Source organism: Ferruginibacter paludis (genome assembly GCF_030409685.1).
Lineage (GTDB): Bacteria > Bacteroidota > Bacteroidia > Chitinophagales > Chitinophagaceae > Ferruginibacter > Ferruginibacter paludis.
Genome location: NZ_JAUFQJ010000014.1, coordinates 44938 through 62985, shown reverse-complemented (window position 1 = coordinate 62985; position 18048 = coordinate 44938). Strand labels below are relative to the sequence as shown.

Below are 18048 nucleotides of genomic sequence, written 5' to 3'. Positions count from 1 at the left end.
AAAATTCAATTCAAAATATTTTCATCTTACATTGATAAATTAATAAAATGGAAACAATTGATACAACCAAAATTCCCGTTGGCGTAGTCGGACTTGGTTTGATGGGTTGCAGCATTACCACCTGCCTGCTGATGGCCGGGCATCCCGTAGTTGCGGTGGCGCCGTTGCCGGCTGATCTTGAACATGCGGCTAAAAGAATTCAGGATCACTTGACTCGCTCGGTAGAACATGGCTTAGTTAAACAGCAGCCCGGGTATTACCTGCAGCAATTAATTATCACGGAAGACTACAGCTTGCTGAAGGATTGCGGGGTAGTAATTGAATGCACGCTGGAAAGCGAAATCATCAAACAATCAGTGTACAATAAGATTGAGGCAGTTATTGGCAGCGATGCCATTTTAACGAGCAATACATCCGCAATACCTATCAGTATTTTGCAAAAGCTGACCCTGCATCCGGAGCGTTTTTTTGGATTGCATTGGGCAGAACCATCTCATACAACCCGTTTTCTTGAAATTATTTGCGGTGAATTAAGTGATCCGGTAAAGGCTGAATTTTTATACAACCTGTCGCATCAATGGGGTAAGGAGCCTACCCTGGTAAGAAAAGATATCAGGGGTTTTATTACCAACCGCCTGATGTATGCCATGTACCGGGAAGCTATGAACCTGGTGGAAAATGGCTATGCTACAGTGGAAGATGTGGACCGGGCCTGCCGCAATAATACCGGTTACTGGATGACGCTGGTAGGCGTGTTTCGCTGGATGGACCTCACAGGCGTGCCGGCATATCATACCGTAATGAAAGATCTTTTTCCAACCTTACACAACGGTACCGAAGTGCCGGAACTCATTGATAAAATTGTACGGGAAGGCGGCAAAGGAGTTGCCAATGCGCACGGCTTTTATAACTATACGCCGGAAGAAGCGAAATTATGGGAGGAAACATTCACAGAATTCAGCTATGAGATACGACAGCTGGCGTTGAAGTACCCGGCGGATGTGGTTGAAAAAAAACTAAAGGCTAAAAATAATAAATAAGGCTGTTTAGTTTTACTAAATAATATACAGGATTTTCCGTGTCTCTTTTTTACAATAACTATATGTTTACTTCATTAACCCTTCACCTTGTTTGTATACGTATGCATAAATCAGGAAAGGTTTGAAAAGAATTTTTGTCGCAGTGCCCTGATATTTACAGGTTGTAGTGCGTTTGCAGGATTTAACCTGTACGCCTGCAACGATGAAATTTCGAAACCGCCACAGCTCTTTTTTAAAACAGCTTCGGCTATTTGATTAAATGATTTTGCTTCAGGATAAACCTCTTGTTATTATTCCTGCATCTTCTGTCCATCAGGACGGACGCGGTTTTAATGACGAATATAAGTGTTATGGATTTCCTGCAAAGAAAACAGAGATGTAAACAAACAGGCCCCTGCACTGGCGGGGCACCTGCTTGTCTATAGGCTATCATTCAACAAAGTTCCTTTCTGATAGTATTAAAACAACCTTGGGTCAAATACACAGTGCGGACCTGCAAAGAAGTTACCCATATGGGCTTTTCGATGCAACGCAGCGGTTTTGCGATTGTTTACTGTTTTGGAGGTTGCAGGGTTACTTTCTGCCGGTTCAGCCGGGGTAGTAAATACTGCTTTTATTCTTACGAATTGTTTTAAGGTGAATGTTTTCATTTGTTTAGTTTTTAAAGATGAATGTTAATGCCCTGTTTTACGGCTGCTGCTTTAAGCAACTGCCTGCAGGCAGACAATCGTTCAATTGTTTAACACGCAATACATAGCCTGCTGCACATGCAGGGTGTACAAGCGTACAATCGGGGTACACTGCCTGGCCGTTCGGCTAAGCAGTGTACCTGGTAGCAATAATCGTATGGAAAGGTGTAACTGTGTTACAGTATCCTTACACTTTTACCGGCTTCAAGGGCTTCAGTAACAAGGTGCATTCCTTCCTGACCAGGTGAAGAAATAATTACAAGGTCAATTGACCCATCCTGCAGAATCGCGTTTTTGTCCTGTACAAATTCTGCATCAGGGTAATATGCGGCGAATGAATGGCTGGTATTTGCCAATACTTTTTTTATGTGGAAATTGTTCGATTCGTTTTTACTGTCCAATTGAAAAGGCCTGGCTGCATCCCTGCATTCTATCAATCCCACATTCATTACGTTTGCCATAATTTATTTGTTTAACGTGTAATAATTACACAAAGATACGTACTTTTGTTTAAACGATTAAACACGCAGCTTGCTCCGTTGCCATCTGCTTGCATAATCCATTCGTTATCAGTTTAATTTATTCAAAAAAAGCCCATTGGTTAACGTAGAATTAACAGCCGGCTGGTTGTTGACTTTGCATAACTTTTACAAATTACCATGCAAAAGAGGGTTTCATTAAAGGATATTGCGGCAAAAGCAGGTGTGTCTGCTGCACTCGTTTCATATGTGCTAAATAACCGCCTTTCGGGCAGGATTAGCGTAGCTACAGCCCAAAAAATAAGGGATATTGCAGGACAGTTAAATTACAGTACCAACCAGCTGGCGAAAAGCCTTAAAACAAATAAAACCAATACCATTGGGCTTATAGTGGCAGATATTTCTAACCCGTTTTCTGCCAACCTTGCCCGCATTATTGAGGATGAAGCGGAAAAATGCCAGTACACAACCATCTTCGGTAGCTCCGATGAAGATCCCGGCAAATTTGACAAATTGGTACACACCATGCTGAACAGGAAAGTAGATGGCCTCATCCTTTCTCCGCCAGCAAAATCAGAAGCTGTGATTGAAAGCCTGCAGCAAAAGGATATTCCGATTGTTTTGCTGGACCGGTATTTTCCCGGCATCAAAACCAGCTATGTAATCATTGATAATTTTGCTGCATCAATGGAAGCTGTTCATCATTTACTATCTACGGGACGAACAAGAATTGGCATGATTACCTACGACAGCGAGTTACAACATTTACTGGAAAGAAAAAACGGTTATATCAGGGCATTAGAAAACAATGGTGTGCGGGTGGAAAAAGAATGGCTGCAGCTGGTTGGTATTGAAAATAACCAACAGCAAATTGAAGATGCTGTCCGCGCCCTGCTTTCAGCTACCCCGGCGGTTGATGCCGTTTTGTTCGGATCAAATAAAATCGCAACAAGTAGTTTAAAATTGATTAATTCGCTTTCGTTGCGGGTACCGTGCGACCTGGCAGTAATTTGTTTTGACCATACCGAAATGCTTGACCTTTTCTATTCACCTGTTACCTATATTAAGCAACCCCTTGAAGAAATTGGAGAATTGGCGGTTAGCTACCTGCTCAGTAATTTGCTGTATAATGGGACAATCAGTACCAGTCAGCTGAAAGCTTCACTGGTTATACAGCAATCTACCTCGCGGCCTGATGAATTGTATCAGGCAAAGTAAGCCCCTGCTGTACAATGCGGTATTTGGTTCAATTAACTATTGCGGCTTGTCGCTTCTTGCACCCTGTTATCCAGTGTTTGCCAAACTGATCCGTAAAAGCGCCTGTGCGGCCCAAAAAAATTATAATGAGGTGGCCGGCCAACGCTGCCTACGTCAGCTTTATAAAATGCATGGCATCCCTGCAATTACAGCTGAAAGTTTTATAGAGGGAGTTAAACTTGCCATTCGTAAATAATTGAAACTTGTAAACGTTGCCTTAGCGAAAATAAGCACCGCTGTTAAATACCAACCGGTGCAAAGCATATAACCTGAAGGTGTAATTACAACTCACGCTATTGCTTGTTAGTTATCGGCAATCATCAGGGCAAAATAAAATTTAGCGCCTTTGCCTGGTTCACTTTCAAGCCACATTTTACCCATGTGTTTTTCAATTATATTTTTTGATATGTATAATCCCAGTCCCATCCCTGGAAAGGTATGCGCTTCGGAAGTGTCAAGTACCCGATAAAAACGGGAGTATAAGTTGGGTTGCTGCAAGCGGCTTATGCCAATCCCGAAATCCTGGACACACAAAATGATCTTATTGTTTTCAATTCTGGTGCTGATAATAATCTTATCCGCCGCCGGTGAGTATTTAATGGCGTTGGAAATAAGGTTGGTAATAACCTGGCCTATGCGGTCTCTGTCGCCGTTGATCTCAACGGTAGTGGTGAGCTTAATGGCAATAGTATGTTTGATGGTTGTCAACTGCATTTCCCCCGCAACCTCTTTTACCAGTTCATTAAAATCAAACAGTTCATTGTCAAACTGCAATTCTCCGGCCTTCGACTTAGTAATGTCGAGCAGGTCAGCAATCAAACGGGTAAGTTTATTGATTTGGTTATTCATCGTTTCCAGGTATCCATCTACCTGGTTATTATTATCCTGTTTTGTAGTAAACATCAACAGCTGGGTAAATCCTTTGAGGCTGGTTAAGGGCGTTTTTAATTCATGACTTACCATGCTGATAAATTCATCTTTTTGTTCCAGCTCTTTTTTCTGCAATTCAATATCCGTAGAAGTGCCAAACCATGCAATGATATGTCCTTCTTCATTTTTGTAAGGCAGGCCTTTTCCATAATGCCAATGATAACTGTCGTCAGGAGCGTATTTAAAGCGGTATTCAATATCCAGTGGCTGGCCAGTTTTGATGGCATGTTGCCATTGCGCAATTGTCTTTCCTCTATCTTCAGGATGGATTACCTGCATCCAGTCGTTCATAAAAAATTCGCTGGCATCTACGCCGGCATATTCATAGAACCGCTGGTTAAAATAATTGATTGTTCCGTCCGGCAAAGCAGTCCATGCAATCACCGGTATATTGTCAGCTAAGAATTTAAAATTCTCCCTGCTGATGAGTAAATCTTTTGTTCTTTCCTTAACCTTCAGTTCCAGTTCGTCGTTCATTCTTTCTACATAACTGTTCGCCTTCAAAAGCTGCTCGTTGGTTTCTTTTAGCCGCTGTTCGCCTTCTTTTTGCAGGGAAAGATCTGTCAATATCATATTCAATGCCATGCCTTCATCCAGTTCAAGTGTGCTGAGCGAAAACAAAAGAGGTATGCAATGACCATCACTTCTTGTGATGATTATTTCACCTTTATTATGCGCCTGCCACCCGTTGTGTATTGACTCGGTGAACACCTTTTTATATTCCAGCGGTACAAATTGTAGGAAGGGATGACCGATTACTTTAGATAAAGGTAATGCCACCATTTCAGCAAAGCGGGAGTTGGCATATAAAATTAAACCATCAATGTTGAGTGTAAGCGCACCTTCATTCATTTTTTCAATAAACATGCGATAGGTTTGATCTGCACTTTTTACGGTGTAAATCTGGCTCCCATTTTCTCCCTTCACTATCAGCGCATCTATTTGCCCGCTGCGGATGGCTTCAATGCTGTCCGTAGCTTCCTCAAGTTGTAAAGAAATTTTCGCTAGTTCCTCTTCAAGTTCTTTATAAGTTTTCTTCAATTCCATCTGTTGTTTCATTGTTCTTGCCAAGGCCTTTCAGCACTTTTTGTGTGTCGCTCATGTCTCCGATTAAACGCATTTGTGGCAGCGGAGACGATTTTAACAGCATCGGTAACGCAATTAATTGTTGCTCCTCTGCCAGTAATGGTTGCTGGTATACATCTATAATTTCCAAATTGTAATTACCAGCCAGGTATAGCTCGCAAATGCGTTTGATGTTAGCAATAGCCCTAACGGAATTGGGTGATGCACCGGTAACAAATAGTCTTAACTCATACTCATCCGCTGCAACTGATTCCTGCTTTTTCATTATGATTTGTTTACAGGAATAATGTTTAGTCCCACTAAAACTTTTTCCTTGTTTGAAAGATCGCCAATGATCTTCCTGATTGGTTCAGGTACTTTTTTTACCAGTGTAGGCACCGCAAATATCTGATCACCTTCAGCCAGTTGTGGTTTTACCAAAAGGTCTATTACTTCAATTTTGTATTTGCCCTTTAAATATTCTTCACAGTACTTTTTAAGATTGCTTAAAGCTGCAGCTGATTTTATTGTTTTGCCTGCTACATATAATTTTAATTGCCAGGTCTCTTCCATGGTATTTTCTATTAGTGATAAAACTATTTTTTTGTGCTTTGCTGCACTTTTTCTTTTCGCAGGTTGATCATGGCTTCCCTGTTTTGATTCAACACTTCCTGCTTCAGTTCCTCCTCCTGGTATATACGGTTCAGCTCGTCTTTTACCGATTCAAATTCGTTGCGCAGGCCACTTATTTTTGCTTCCAGCATACTGCTTTTTCTTTCAATCTCCCGGTCCTTCCTGTTCAGCGAAAATGCTTTCAACGCATCTTCTGTTTTTTCCATCAGTTGATGCGCTACTCTTGCACTGCCTGTAAGTACGCCTTCCGGACCAAGAAACACATCTACCAGTTCCAGTCCATGGTCATTGATCACAAATTCACGTACCTGGTTGCTGTGTTTCATTCCACGACTTTTCATGATATACATCCCTCGGTTTCTTTCCCCGTTAAATTCTATATCCCTTACCAATAACCAGGCATCTACCAGCGACGATACACCTTCATCCGTATTTTCATTGATAATGGTATTTAAAGTAAGCGCCGTAAACAAAACGGTGATTTGCTCTTTTTGTAAATAATCTATCAGCCTCATCAGCATACTCTTTATTTCGCTTACCGTACCAACAGTAACCAGGTTCGTAATGGGGTCAAGTATCACTGTGGTTGGCTTAAACTCCTGTATCGTTTTGTAAATCACCAGCAGGTGCATTTCAAGACCATACAAGGTGGGCCTGCTGGCATGAAATTTCAGCAAGCCTGATTTTACATGTTTTTCCAGATTTACATTAATAGATTTCATATTCCGGATGATCTGTTCCGGGGATTCTTCAAATGCAAAATAAATGCAGCGCTCACTGCGCATACATGCAGCGTTGGCAAAATGTGCAGCGATACTAGTTTTACCCGTACCTGCTGTTCCTGATACCAGTATGCTGCTGCCTTTAAAGAATCCTTGTCCGCCCAGCATGTTATCCAGTGACGGGATGCCTGTAGAAACACGTTGGGAGGACACTTTATTTTCCAGGGTAAGTGATGTTACGGGTAAAACTGAAATACCATTGCTATCGATTAAAAACGGATATTCATTGGTACCATGCATACTGCCCCGGTATTTTATAACCCTTAACCGGCGGGTAGAAATTTGATTTTGTACCCTGTGATCCAGCAGGATTACACAGTCGGAAACATATTCTTCCAGCCCCTGTCTTGTCAATTGGTTGTTGCCTTTTTCACCTGTAACAATAGCAGTAACACCTTTTGTTTTCAGCCACTCAAACAGTCTGCGTAATTCAGCTCTTAAAATAGCTTCATTGCTCAGGCTGCTGAATAAATTTTCCAGTGTGTCCAGTACAACCCTCTTTGCTTTTATCGCATCGATCGCATAACCAAGGCGAATAAAAAGTCCATCCAGATCGTACTCGCCCGTTTCTTCAATTTCACTTCTTTCTATGTGTACATAATCCAGCCGCACCTTTTTTTCCTGCACCAGTTTTTTTAAGTCAAAGCCCAGCGAGGCTACGTTGGCCGCAAGTTCATCCGACTTTTCTTCAAAGGCAACAAAAACACCAGGTTCATTAAACTGCGTGGCGCCTTTCACTATAAATTCAATACCAAAAAGCGTCTTTCCTGCGCCTGCTTCCCCACAAATTAATGTAGGTCTGCCTTTGGGTAAACCTCCTTCAGTTATTTCATCCAAACCTGCAATGCCCGTGGGGCTTTTTTGCAGGCGAATGTTTGTATCTTTTTTGGTTGACAATGCTGTAGCCATAATCAAAATAATTTAAAGTGCCGTATTCAAAAAACCTGCCCGTTCATTCAATACCTCCACCAGGTTAAATGCAGCAGTATTAACGCAGCAAGAAATTTGTTTAAGTGCTGTCCGGAAACATTACGTGATTACATAAACCTTTAATTAAGGCAGAAGAATCTCATGTAAAAAAATAATGAAGTAGTAAACTGCGATAGGATTTTTTCAAAATAAATGCCAATTATTTATTGTTGCTTGCGATGTAATAACGATAACACATCAGTGTTTAAGTACAGTGATTTTGTGGCAAAAATTACACACATTACATCATTAATTCAAGAAAATGACTTTATAATCGTCTTAATTTACAGGGAATAAAGTTTTGCTAAAATTCATATTTGTACAGAACAGTTGCAGCCTGAAATCTAGATAAGTACCGGTCATCTTTATTTCGAAAGACCCTTCGCAGAACGCTTCCTATCACTTTTATACTCAATTCATCAGGTGCTTTCAGCAATTCATTTCACTTGTTATTTGAACCCAAAAAAAACAATAGAAAATTTGTGCTGCAAATTAAAAATTAACGCAAAATAATAATCATTATGAAAAAGCTACTACCCGGTTTATTTGTGCCGGTAAACAAAAAAGACATGAATGTACTTACGGAAGAAGTGCATGAAGCCATTGCAAACACTGATAGTGGAGCAAAGGGAAGAACCTTTACTACAGTGGACTTGTGGAGCATTCAGCGAAGAAAGAAAAGAATTGCCGTTAGAAGATTTGCAGAGGCAGGCATTTAAAACGCACCCTGTTATTTTTTTAGAAAAGCGAGTTGCCCGTAATGGTACGACAAATGATTTGTTCTGTTCAGAATCACATTCAGCCGGTTCCTGTGCGGCTCTTTTGCAAACGCTTCTTCAGAAACGGCATTGTGTTTTAACAGCCAGCCTTCAGGCCGCATACTTTCAAAATGTATGGCGAGTGCTGCATGCACTGTTTTCCATTGAGCCCGTAATGTTGCAACGGTCGGAATCGTGGCCACTGCCCTGTCTGGTTTGTCGAGAAAGGGGCCATTTAATTCCGGGTACAATTGTTCTGATAAATTTAGCAATGGCAGCATCCGGTCGTGCACAGCTATCAAATGCCCGAAGAGGTAAATACCACGGTTGCGGCCAGGGGCAACTCCCTGCATCAGCTGCTCATCTGTAAGACTATTTATTAGGTTGGCGGTTTTGCTGATTTGCTGGTTCCAGCTGTCGAGTATCATTTGGATGATAAGTACTTGTTGATCGGACATCAGGATGTTTATTTACTATTTTATGATAGAAGAAATTTCTTAGCACTCAGCATTGCCGAAACAACAGGAAGTTCTGCTAAACAGCTTTTATAATTCAATCCACACCGGTGCATGGTCACTTGATTTTTCCCAGCCACGTACGTCGCGGTCCACACCAGCAGCGGTAAGGCGTTTGGCAATTTTCGGACTCAGCAAAAAATGATCTATGCGCAGCCCTGCATTGCGGCCGTAGGCATTGCGGAAATAATCCCAGAAAGTATAGATGGTTTCGTCCGGATATAATTTTCGGATGGCGTCTGTCCAGCCCTGTGCTACCAGCTTTTTAAAAGCAGCACGTGTTTCTGGTCTGAACAGGGCATCATCCACCCATCGTTCCGGCTTGTATACATCCTGTTCGGTTGGCATCACATTGTAATCGCCGGTGAGTACTACCGGCTTATCCGAAGCCAGTAGTTCAGCTGCATGTTTGGTGAATCGTTCAAACCAACGTAATTTATAATCAAACTTAGGACCCGGAGCCGGGTTGCCATTGGGCAGGTATAGACAGCCAATGATCACATCATTTACAATCGCTTCAAGGTAACGGCTATGGGTGTCATCCGGATCGCCGGGCAGTCCCCGGCGAATTTCTTTAATTTTCCCCATGCGGGAGAGTATGGCTACGCCGTTCCAGCTTTTTTGCCCATGCCAGATGGCTTCATAGCCGGCATCATTAATAGCCTGCAGCGGAAATTTTTCATCCGGAGCTTTCAGTTCCTGCAGGCAGGCTACGTCCGGAGAAGTCTCCTTCAGCCAGCGTAGTAAAACGGGTAGCCGGCCGTTAACACCATTTACATTATAGGTTGCTATTTTCATAATTTATTCTTCGGATGAAAGTATGTTTACTCATTGATTAAGGTAGTAAAAATTATATCAGCAATCAAAAATGAAACCGTTTTAAAAAGCGGGAACTCCGCAAAGGAACAAACCAGGGCTATTACTTTTCAGCCTATCTTTGCATCCACACTCAAGGGGTGCCTTACAATTGTTGACAGCAGTATAATAATTGATGAAATAAAGGCTGAGATTATACCCATTGAAAGAAACTGTTTTTAAACAAACCAGTTTCTTTTCATGCACCTGATCCGGATAATGCCGGCGTAGGAAAGAGGTTAATACTTTGTATTTATTGCCGTTGTTTTTGTTTCACCCTGCAAAGTGTTTTTAATTAATTACTGATGGATTTACAACACTGGTGGCAATTGCTGCTGCTTCAAATGAAAGAAACAACCTTGATGGAATGGCTGGCAGTAGCCTTTGGCGTAGCAGAAGTTTTGTATGCCAAAGCCAATAAAATATGGTTGTATCCCACAGGTATTGCCAGTACTGTTATTTCAATTTATGTATTGGTTGCGGCAGGATTATATGCTGAAGGATTGTTAAACGGGTATTACCTGGCGATGAGCATCTACGGCTGGTGGTACTGGATAAAAAAGAAAGATGCGCCGGCCGTAGAAGTGAGCCGGTGCAGCCGTAGCGAATGGAGAACAGTTGTGTTGATTGTGGTAGCGGCATTTACAACTCTATATTCCAGCTTAAAAAACTTCACCCCGTCAGCTGTGCCGGCGTGGGATGCCTGGGTAAGTGCCACCGCCTGGGCAGGCATGTGGCTGCTGGCCAAACGTAAAATTGAAAACTGGATATTGCTCAACATCTCCAATCTGTTCGCCATTCCATTATTGCTGTATAAACATTTACTGTTGTACAGCGGTCTCACCATTTTTCTTTTTATAGTTGCCATACAGGGATTTATTGAATGGAGAAAAATTGCCAGAAAAGAAAATCAGTTTACAAGTACCGTTACAGTATGACGATGATACAAACACTGCCCATACCTCATCCTGCATCTTTTATTGATGCTGCCGTTGCAGGCACTATCATTGAATATGCTGCGGCGGCGGAACAATTACAATACCTGCATCCGGAGCAGGTATCCGTTATTCACCAACAAAAATGGCTGAAGCTTTTTGTACCGGTAACATTTGGTGGCCTGCAGTTATCATTGCCTGAAGCACTGCAAAAAGAAGAAGGTCTGGCATGGGCAGACGGCAGCACAGCCTGGACAGTTACACTCTGCAGCGGTGCCAATTGGTTTGTAGGATTCCTTGATCCCACGCTGGCGAAAGAACTTTTTTCAAATCCGCAAGTTTGCCTAGCCGGTAGTGGAAGAGCTACGGGCAAGGCAACAGATTTGGGAGATGCCTATGAAGTAACCGGTCATTGGAACTACGCCACGGGCGCTTTTATGGCCACTGCCTTTACCGCTAACTGCGTGATAGAAAAAGATGACCAGCTGTTGCAAAATAATGATGGTAGCCCGGTGATAAAAAGCTTTGTGTTTTTAAGAAAGGAGGTAAGTCTGCATCCCACCTGGAAGACGATAGGTATGATTGCTACGGCCAGCAATAGTTTTGGGGTACAGCGACTGCGGGTTCCGAAAAACCGGAGCTTTATTATTGCAGGTGCATCGGCCACATTGCAGCTGCCCGTTTACATGTATCCGTTTCAGCAACTGGCAGAAGCAACGCTGGCAGTTAACAGTTCGGGTATGGCCATGCGTTTTTTTGATCTATGCCAGCCGGCTAACCATGGAACAAATGCAATAACACTTTCTTTGGACAGATGGATGACGGGCCACACAGTACTACAAACAGCAAGAAATGATTTTTATACAGCCATTGATCAATCATGGCGGGCGCATTTGTTGAAACAGCGGGACCAGGAACAACTATTAAATGCTGTAGCCAATGCAAGCAGGAACCTCGCTGCCATTGCCCGGCAATCAGTAGATAAAATATATCCTTATTGTGGTCTGCAGGCTGCCAACCCTGCAACAGAAATTAACCGTGTATGGCGCAACCTGCATACCGCAAGTCAGCATAGCCTGTTGCTGATGTAAAACTTTAATTCAGCAAATATTGTGGAAAAAATGCTACGGTTATTGCTTGCTTGTTCAGGTATTACTATTGATGAAAGGCTTACACCTGAAACAAATTGACTGTTTTACCGCATGGCTTATTCTTTGCTTTAAGGCATAGCAAAACCCCGGCAACAATGCAAAACAGCACCATGATCCAGTATTTTCACTGGTATACTTCCGATAATAGTTTATGGAAAGAGATAAAAGAAAAAGCCCCGGAAATGGCAAAGCTTGGCATAACCAGTGCATGGCTGCCACCCGCTTATAAAGCCGCTGGTGGAGGTTACAGTACAGGTTATGATGTGTATGATTTATACGACCTCGGGGAGTTTGATCAAAAGAGTACTGTGCGTACCAAATACGGGAACAAGGAAGAATACCTGGCTGCAGTGAATGCGTTACAAAGTGCCGGCATACAAGTGATAGCAGACGTTGTGCTCAATCATAAGGCAGGTGGTGATGAAACTGAAAAAGTGATGGCGGTAAAAGTGAATGAAGAAGACCGGAATCAGCCGCTTGCAGAGCCGGAAGAAATTGAAGCTTATACCAAATTTTTATTTCCCGGCCGCAAAGAACAATATTCTTCTTTTAAATGGGACTACCGCTGTTTTACCGGGGTAGATTACAATCATGCGACGGGCGAAACCGCTATTTACTCGTTGCTGAATGAACATGGCAGTGATTGGGAAGCCATGGTGGATGATGAAAAAGGAAATTATGATTACCTGATGTATTGCGACATTGAATTCAGGAATGCTGCGGTAAGGGAGGAACTGGCAAGTTGGGGAAAATGGTACCATGATATGGTGGCATTTGACGGTGTAAGGCTGGATGCTGTAAAACACATTTCGCCCAAATTTTTTAACGAATGGCTGGTAAGGCTAAGGAAAGAAACAGGCAAGGAAATATTCGCCGTAGGCGAATACTGGGCACCAGGCAAATTGCCTCTGTTGCTGAAGTATATTGAAATGACAGAAGGCAATATGAGTTTGTTTGATGCAGCCCTGCACCATAACTTACACAATGCATCCAACAGTGGCAGCGACTTTGATATGCGGACTATTTTTGATGACAGCCTGGTAAAGGCCAACCCGTTGCTGGCCGTAACAGTGGTGGATAATCATGATACACAACCGCTGCAGGCACTGGAAGCCCCGGTAGAACCCTGGTTTAAACCGATCGCATATGCACTTATTTTATTAAGGGTGGATGGGTATCCCTGTATATTTTATCCCGACCTGGTTGGATGCAGTTACACCGATAAAGGAAAAGATGGACAGGACTATGAAATATTTCTGGATAAGGTAGAGGGAATCGAGTTACTGATGCAGGCAAGGGTAAACAATGCCTATGGTATGCAGCGTGATTATTTTGATCATGCTAATTGTATCGGCTGGACGAGAGAGGGTGACGATGAACACCATGGTTGCGCCGTGGTATGCAGCAATGGCGAAGAAGGAACTAAAATGATGGAAATAGGCCAGCGCTATGCAGGTAAAATATTTAAAGATATTTTGGGAAAACATGCGGCGGAAATAACAATCAATGAAACAGGCTGGGCCGAGTTTTATTGCCCGGCGGGATCTGTATCAGTTTGGACCTTAACAGGTGATAAGTAGCGGCATGGTTTAACTATGCTTCAACCATGCGATGTAAGGTAAGGGCATTTGTAAAGGCGTTGCCCATGGTATTATTAAAGTAGGCAAACACATCCTTTCCTTCTTTAAGCCAGCCCTTTATTTTGATGGATTGTTCGAGTAAAAACGCATCGCTGTAACTTCCCCGGTAATCGCCTGTTGGTCCATGAAACCGGCAGTAAATATAACCGGGTGAGGCCACTGGGTTGCTGTTTTTTCCTTTTGATATGTCGTGCAATACGAGTGCCATTCCATATTCATTCAGCAGTTCATAAGTTTCTGCAATATACCAGCCGGCGCTCCTGAATTCAACCGCTTTGCGCCATTGATTTAGTTGATCTGCTGCTGCAAGCTGTTCAAAAATATTTTCTACTTTGGCAAAATAATCCAGCGTAATCTTACCAGGAAATTGAATCAGCAGGCAACCGGCTTTGTTGCCCATGCCTGCCGCGGCGGTCATAAATTCAGTAATCTTTTCAGGGTCAAACCGCAGCTCCTTTCCATGTGTTATTTCTTTGGAAAGTTTAATGGTAAAACTAAAATTGCCATTTACTTCCTGTGCCCATTTTTCAAACGTACTCAAACGTGGAAGTTTATAAAAAGTACTGTTTAGTTCTACGGTGTTAAATAGGGAACCGTAATATTGCAGCCTGCTACTGTGCTGAAAGCCGGTTGGAAAAGATTGCTTGTTGCCGGGCAAAACAACATTGCTTGTTCCCACACGAAAAATGCCGGGACGCTTTGTTTTAACCTTTAAAGTGATTACCTTTTTTACCATGGCTGTTCTATTTTTCTTCTCCTTCGACTCGTCACCTGGTGTATTTTAACAGCACAGGTAAATTATATCGTTACTAAGCTGGATGAAATACCACCTCCAGGTTTATAACTTTTTAGTAGGTTTACGTCATTCTTTTAAACAAATCATATGCCTTTAATGCCAGGTATTTATTAAATCAATTTCCATTTTGTAAACAATAGCGCAAATATGAAACAGCTTTCCGACCAGTACAAAAAAACTAATTACAGCAGAAAATCTTTTTTATCCGATACAGTTAAACTTGCCGGCGGTATCTCATTGTTGTCAGTCAACAACTTTGCGATGGCAGCAACAGCTGGTGCTTCGCTGAAAGAATATACTGTGCAGGAAATAATGGACCTGATTTTAAAAGAAGTACCGGGTGCACCTTTTAAGGAAACCGTGGACACACTTAAAAGCGGTAGTGGTGATCAAAAAGTAGCCGGCATTATTACCACCATGTTTGCCACCATTGATGTGATCCATGCGGCAGTGAAAAGAAATGCCAATTTTATCATCGCCCACGAGCCCACTTTTTATAATCACACCGATAATAAAACGCAGGTAAAAGACAATACGATAGTGGAGCAAAAGGCGACCCTGCTGACAAAGCATAATATTACGGTTTGGCGCTTTCACGATTATTGCCATGCATTACAACCGGATGCCATCAGTTATGGCGTGGCAAAAAATTCGGGATGGCTGCCCTATTATAAACAAGGTGAAAAGCTGCTGGAGCTTCCGGCAATAAAATTTGCCGCACTCATTCAGCACCTCAAAAAATCATTGGGCATTGCGCATGTACGGGTAATAGGCGATCCGCAGCAAAACTGCCAGCGCATCGCCTTGCTGCCGGGGGCCTGGGGTGGCGACAGGCAAATGGCAGCGGTATTGCAAGACAAGCCTGATGTACTGATTATCGGCGAAGCATCTGAATGGGAAACAGTTGAATTTATCCGCGATGGCAGACTGCTGGGGTCAAAGACTGCACTTGTTGTACTGGGCCACAGCGTAAGCGAGGAGCCAGGCATGGAGTGGGTAGCGCAATGGTTGCAACCCATGTTACCTGGGATACCCATTACGCACATTGCATCCGGCGATCCTTTTACGTGGATGTAAGCGCTGCTCCTGTTATTTTAATTTCAAACAGTTTCACTAAATTATTTTTTCAGTGAAAAAATTCACGCTTACGGGATACAACGTTACGGGTTGCTGCCAGATTAAAGTGTAGGGATTTTAAAGATAAGCCGTTATGTAATTATCCGCCACGGCGTATTGATTCTTTTGTTTCTTTTTATAGCAGGATAAAAGGAAAGTAAGCTTTGCCAAAACAATTAATGTTGCCGATTCTGTGGCAATTCCGAAAGAATTTTTACATGCCGATTAGCCACCATAACTGGTGGCCTGTGTTACTGCAAGGATGCTGCTTTTGCTTATCGTTATAAAAATGTACACTGCTACAATAAGGCGCCATCTCACGATATCATAAAATTCATCTAACTCCTGAACGCCGTAGGCGTAGTACTGGTTTGCTTTTTAAAGAAATGATTAAAATGCGCCGGTTCTTCAAAGCCCAAACAATAGCTGATTTCAGATACGTTCCAGTCGGTATGTTTCAGCAAAGCCTTGGCCTCGCTGATAAGCCGCTCAAAAATATGTGCGGTGGTTGTTTTACCGGTGGTGTTGCGGATGGCCCGGTTTAAATGGTTTACATGTACATTCAGCTGCCGTGCAAAATCTTTCGCACTGCGCAAACTAAACTGCTGCGCCGGTGATTCAATGGGGAACTGTCTTTCCAGCAACTCAGTAAACACTGCTGTGATTCTCGCATTGGCATCAGTATGCTCATATAAATTTTCCGCCGGTTCCATCTTCAATGCATAATGCACAATCTCCATGATGTAGTTGCGTATCAGGTCGTACTTAAAACGGTAACCGCTGTTGATCTCATCCAGCATCTTGTCAAACACCGCATTGATGTATTGGTCCTGGTGGCTGTCCAGCATGTACGCAGGTTTTCCACCGGGGGCAAACATGGGCAGGTCTTTTAGGCTGCCACGTATATGCTCGGTAAAAAAAGCATCTTTAAAAATACAAAAGCGCCCTGTTGGTGCGGCACCTACCTGCTCCATTTTATACGGTACAGTAGGATTAAAAAACAGCAGCGTGGTACCTTCCGCCTCAACGCTTTTATCAGCATAATGATAACGCTGATGACCTCTTACCAGGGAGATTTTATAAAACTCCCGGCGGCTGTACTGCATGGGCGGCTTGCCATTGCCCACACTGTCTTCTATGCGGAACACATTGAAATGCCCGGGGTCCTGCTGCAGCCCCGGCGGCAGCTGATTGAATTTTTTCCTGTAAAAATCTTCCAGTGTTTCTGTTGTTGGCATCTTTATTTTTTAGATTTATGCTTTTCGGTCGGCACCCTGTCTTTCCAGCATCCAGCCGGGATATTCCGGGTTTAATTTACTTGCAGCATCCAGTTTTATCAGCTCATCTGCGTCAAGGGATACCGTTGTTGCTTTGATATTTTCATCCAGCTGCTCAAGCCTTTTAGCACCAATGATGATAGAACTTACCACCGGCTGGTGCAGTAACCACGCCAGTGCAATCTGCGCTACTGATACATTTTTAATGGTGGCAATTGCCTGCATCACATCAATGATATCATAGGCCTTTTCCTTGTTGATCGGGGGAAAGTCAAAGGCAGTGCGGCGGCCGTCTTCAGCGCCCTGTTGCCGGGTGTATTTACCACTTAAAAATCCACCCGCCAGCGGGCTCCACACCATCAGGCCCAGCTGCTGATCTTTTAACAGTGGTGCAAGTTCTCTTTCCAAATCGCGGCCGGCAATGGTGTAGTACGCCTGCAATGACACAAATTTAGCATATCCCTTCCGCTCGCTTATACCCAGCGACTTCATCAGTTGCCAGGCGGCCAGGTTGCTGCAGCCGATGTATCGTACTTTTCCACTATTCACGAGTGTATCCAGCGCATGCAGGGTTTCTTCAAATGGCGTAATCGCATCAGAGCCATGTATCTGGTACAGGTCAATGTAATCCAGTTGTAATCTTTTCAGGCTTTCATCTGCCTGTTGCAAAATATGTTTACGGGTAAGGCCTGATTGGTTAGGCCCTTCGCCCATTTTACCCCTTACTTTGGTGGCGATTACCAGCTCGTCGCGGTGCAGCCCAAGGTTGCGGATGGCCTGGCCGGTGAGTTGTTCGCTGAGGCCTTCGCTGTACACGTTGGCTGTATCTATAAAATTAATGCCAGCATCTACCGATTTTTTTACAATGGTGTCAACTTCGGTTTGAGGCAGCGTGCCAATAGCGGTCCACATGCCTTTACCACCAAAGGTCATGGTGCCCAGGCAAAGCTCAGATACTTTCAGCCCGGTAGTGCCAAGCAGGTTATACTTCATGTTGCGTTAATTTTTAAATGATGAATGTTGCTGCCCCGGTGGGCAAATGATTGTGCTGCAAAACTACGACAGGCATTGCAGGCAGCGATTGCTGTTTTCAAACCAATGATTGTATAATTCAAACAATGCATGGAGTATGGGGCAGCAAATTGCCTGCCTGTTATTGTA

The 18048-nt window shown here is 43.1% G+C and carries 18 protein-coding genes; 7 read left to right on the top strand and 11 right to left on the bottom strand.

Annotated features, from left to right (window positions below; genetic code table 11):
- Positions 1-47 precede the first annotated feature (47 nt).
- Entirely contained in the window at positions 48-1040 is a 993-nt protein-coding gene (locus QWZ08_RS19880) for a 3-hydroxyacyl-CoA dehydrogenase family protein (RefSeq protein ID WP_290339288.1), read from the top strand.
- A gap of 458 nt (positions 1041-1498) precedes the next feature.
- Here QWZ08_RS19880 and QWZ08_RS19875 read toward each other — a convergent pair whose 3' ends face one another.
- Positions 1499-1690: a hypothetical protein gene (locus QWZ08_RS19875; protein WP_290339287.1), complete on the bottom strand. Its 192-nt coding sequence runs from the start codon at positions 1688-1690 to the stop codon at positions 1499-1501.
- 215 nt (positions 1691-1905) lie between these two features.
- On the bottom strand, positions 1906-2190 hold the full coding sequence (locus tag QWZ08_RS19870; RefSeq protein WP_290339286.1) for a Gfo/Idh/MocA family oxidoreductase: 285 nt from the start codon (positions 2188-2190) through the stop codon (positions 1906-1908).
- Positions 2191-2388: 198 nt separating this feature from the next.
- Between QWZ08_RS19870 and QWZ08_RS19865 the strand changes: the two genes are divergently transcribed.
- The gene (locus QWZ08_RS19865; RefSeq protein WP_290339284.1) at positions 2389-3426 is read left to right on the top strand and encodes a LacI family DNA-binding transcriptional regulator; all 1038 of its coding nucleotides are present in this window, start codon (positions 2389-2391) and stop codon (positions 3424-3426) included.
- Positions 3427-3768: 342 nt separating this feature from the next.
- Here QWZ08_RS19865 and QWZ08_RS19860 read toward each other — a convergent pair whose 3' ends face one another.
- The 4 genes from QWZ08_RS19860 to kaiC are packed head-to-tail and all read right to left on the bottom strand — an operon-like array spanning position 3769 to position 7784.
- Positions 3769-5454: a PAS domain-containing sensor histidine kinase gene (locus QWZ08_RS19860; RefSeq protein ID WP_290339283.1), complete on the bottom strand. Its 1686-nt coding sequence runs from the start codon at positions 5452-5454 to the stop codon at positions 3769-3771.
- The gene (locus QWZ08_RS19855; RefSeq protein WP_290339282.1) at positions 5420-5746 is read right to left on the bottom strand and encodes a circadian clock KaiB family protein; all 327 of its coding nucleotides are present in this window, start codon (positions 5744-5746) and stop codon (positions 5420-5422) included. The genes QWZ08_RS19860 and QWZ08_RS19855 overlap by 35 nt, the downstream gene beginning before the upstream one ends.
- Complete coding sequence (locus tag QWZ08_RS19850) at positions 5746-6033, bottom strand: circadian clock KaiB family protein (RefSeq protein WP_290339281.1); 288 nt, start codon at positions 6031-6033, stop codon at positions 5746-5748. The genes QWZ08_RS19855 and QWZ08_RS19850 overlap by 1 nt, the downstream gene beginning before the upstream one ends.
- 23 nt (positions 6034-6056) lie before the next feature.
- Entirely contained in the window at positions 6057-7784 is a 1728-nt protein-coding gene (kaiC, locus tag QWZ08_RS19845) for a circadian clock protein KaiC (RefSeq protein WP_290339280.1), read from the bottom strand.
- A gap of 581 nt (positions 7785-8365) precedes the next feature.
- Between kaiC and QWZ08_RS19840 the strand changes: the two genes are divergently transcribed.
- Positions 8366-8563, top strand: a complete 198-nt coding sequence (locus QWZ08_RS19840) for a hypothetical protein (RefSeq protein WP_290339279.1) — start codon at positions 8366-8368, stop codon at positions 8561-8563.
- An 11-nt stretch (positions 8564-8574) separates the two neighbouring features.
- Here the strand turns inward: QWZ08_RS19840 and QWZ08_RS19835 are convergent, their stop codons facing one another.
- On the bottom strand, positions 8575-9060 hold the full coding sequence (locus tag QWZ08_RS19835; protein WP_290339278.1) for a DinB family protein: 486 nt from the start codon (positions 9058-9060) through the stop codon (positions 8575-8577).
- Positions 9061-9147: 87 nt separating this feature from the next.
- Entirely contained in the window at positions 9148-9915 is a 768-nt protein-coding gene (gene xth, locus QWZ08_RS19830) for an exodeoxyribonuclease III (protein WP_290339277.1), read from the bottom strand.
- Positions 9916-10277: 362 nt separating this feature from the next.
- On the opposite strand from xth, the gene pnuC reads away from it, so the two are divergent.
- From pnuC to QWZ08_RS19815, 3 genes are all read left to right on the top strand, one after another.
- Positions 10278-10910, top strand: coding sequence for a nicotinamide riboside transporter PnuC (pnuC, locus tag QWZ08_RS19825; protein WP_290339276.1), 633 nt, complete (start codon positions 10278-10280; stop codon positions 10908-10910).
- Between the two features lie 2 nt (positions 10911-10912).
- Positions 10913-11998, top strand: a complete 1086-nt coding sequence (locus QWZ08_RS19820; RefSeq protein WP_290339275.1) for an acyl-CoA dehydrogenase family protein — start codon at positions 10913-10915, stop codon at positions 11996-11998.
- Between the two features lie 155 nt (positions 11999-12153).
- Entirely contained in the window at positions 12154-13638 is a 1485-nt protein-coding gene (locus QWZ08_RS19815; protein ID WP_290339274.1) for an alpha-amylase, read from the top strand.
- Between the two features lie 13 nt (positions 13639-13651).
- Here QWZ08_RS19815 and QWZ08_RS19810 read toward each other — a convergent pair whose 3' ends face one another.
- Positions 13652-14434 carry a DUF72 domain-containing protein gene (locus QWZ08_RS19810; protein ID WP_290339273.1) on the bottom strand — a complete coding sequence of 261 codons (783 nt, stop codon included), beginning with the start codon at positions 14432-14434 and terminating at the stop codon, positions 13652-13654.
- 207 nt (positions 14435-14641) lie between these two features.
- Here QWZ08_RS19810 and QWZ08_RS19805 point away from each other — a divergent pair, with 207 nt between their 5' ends.
- Complete coding sequence (locus tag QWZ08_RS19805) at positions 14642-15571, top strand: Nif3-like dinuclear metal center hexameric protein (protein WP_290339272.1); 930 nt, start codon at positions 14642-14644, stop codon at positions 15569-15571.
- 377 nt (positions 15572-15948) lie between these two features.
- On the opposite strand, the gene QWZ08_RS19800 is transcribed toward QWZ08_RS19805, so the two are convergent.
- Both QWZ08_RS19800 and QWZ08_RS19795 read right to left on the bottom strand, forming a co-directional pair.
- Positions 15949-16848: a helix-turn-helix domain-containing protein gene (locus QWZ08_RS19800; protein ID WP_290339271.1), complete on the bottom strand. Its 900-nt coding sequence runs from the start codon at positions 16846-16848 to the stop codon at positions 15949-15951.
- A 15-nt stretch (positions 16849-16863) separates the two neighbouring features.
- Positions 16864-17880: an aldo/keto reductase gene (locus QWZ08_RS19795; RefSeq protein WP_290339270.1), complete on the bottom strand. Its 1017-nt coding sequence runs from the start codon at positions 17878-17880 to the stop codon at positions 16864-16866.
- Positions 17881-18048 lie beyond the last annotated feature (168 nt).

Bases quoted from the DNA above. Each gene is read 5' to 3' on its own strand.
- QWZ08_RS19860 (WP_290339283.1), bottom strand. From the start codon at position 5,454: ATGAAACAACAGATGGAATTGAAGAAAACTTATAAAGAACTTGAAGAG.
- QWZ08_RS19800 (WP_290339271.1), bottom strand. From the start codon at position 16,848: ATGCCAACAACAGAAACACTGGAAGATTTTTACAGGAAAAAATTCAAT.
- QWZ08_RS19815 (WP_290339274.1), top strand. From the start codon at position 12,154: ATGCAAAACAGCACCATGATCCAGTATTTTCACTGGTATACTTCCGAT.
- QWZ08_RS19805 (WP_290339272.1), top strand. From the start codon at position 14,642: ATGAAACAGCTTTCCGACCAGTACAAAAAAACTAATTACAGCAGAAAA.
- QWZ08_RS19850 (WP_290339281.1), bottom strand. From the start codon at position 6,033: ATGGAAGAGACCTGGCAATTAAAATTATATGTAGCAGGCAAAACAATA.
- QWZ08_RS19810 (WP_290339273.1), bottom strand. From the start codon at position 14,434: ATGGTAAAAAAGGTAATCACTTTAAAGGTTAAAACAAAGCGTCCCGGC.
- QWZ08_RS19880 (WP_290339288.1), top strand. From the start codon at position 48: ATGGAAACAATTGATACAACCAAAATTCCCGTTGGCGTAGTCGGACTT.
- pnuC (WP_290339276.1), top strand. From the start codon at position 10,278: ATGGATTTACAACACTGGTGGCAATTGCTGCTGCTTCAAATGAAAGAA.
- QWZ08_RS19870 (WP_290339286.1), bottom strand. From the start codon at position 2,190: ATGGCAAACGTAATGAATGTGGGATTGATAGAATGCAGGGATGCAGCC.
- QWZ08_RS19820 (WP_290339275.1), top strand. From the start codon at position 10,913: ATGATACAAACACTGCCCATACCTCATCCTGCATCTTTTATTGATGCT.
- QWZ08_RS19840 (WP_290339279.1), top strand. From the start codon at position 8,366: ATGAAAAAGCTACTACCCGGTTTATTTGTGCCGGTAAACAAAAAAGAC.
- QWZ08_RS19875 (WP_290339287.1), bottom strand. From the start codon at position 1,690: ATGAAAACATTCACCTTAAAACAATTCGTAAGAATAAAAGCAGTATTT.
- QWZ08_RS19865 (WP_290339284.1), top strand. From the start codon at position 2,389: ATGCAAAAGAGGGTTTCATTAAAGGATATTGCGGCAAAAGCAGGTGTG.
- xth (WP_290339277.1), bottom strand. From the start codon at position 9,915: ATGAAAATAGCAACCTATAATGTAAATGGTGTTAACGGCCGGCTACCC.
- kaiC (WP_290339280.1), bottom strand. From the start codon at position 7,784: ATGGCTACAGCATTGTCAACCAAAAAAGATACAAACATTCGCCTGCAA.
- QWZ08_RS19795 (WP_290339270.1), bottom strand. From the start codon at position 17,880: ATGAAGTATAACCTGCTTGGCACTACCGGGCTGAAAGTATCTGAGCTT.
- QWZ08_RS19855 (WP_290339282.1), bottom strand. From the start codon at position 5,746: ATGAAAAAGCAGGAATCAGTTGCAGCGGATGAGTATGAGTTAAGACTA.
- QWZ08_RS19835 (WP_290339278.1), bottom strand. From the start codon at position 9,060: ATGTCCGATCAACAAGTACTTATCATCCAAATGATACTCGACAGCTGG.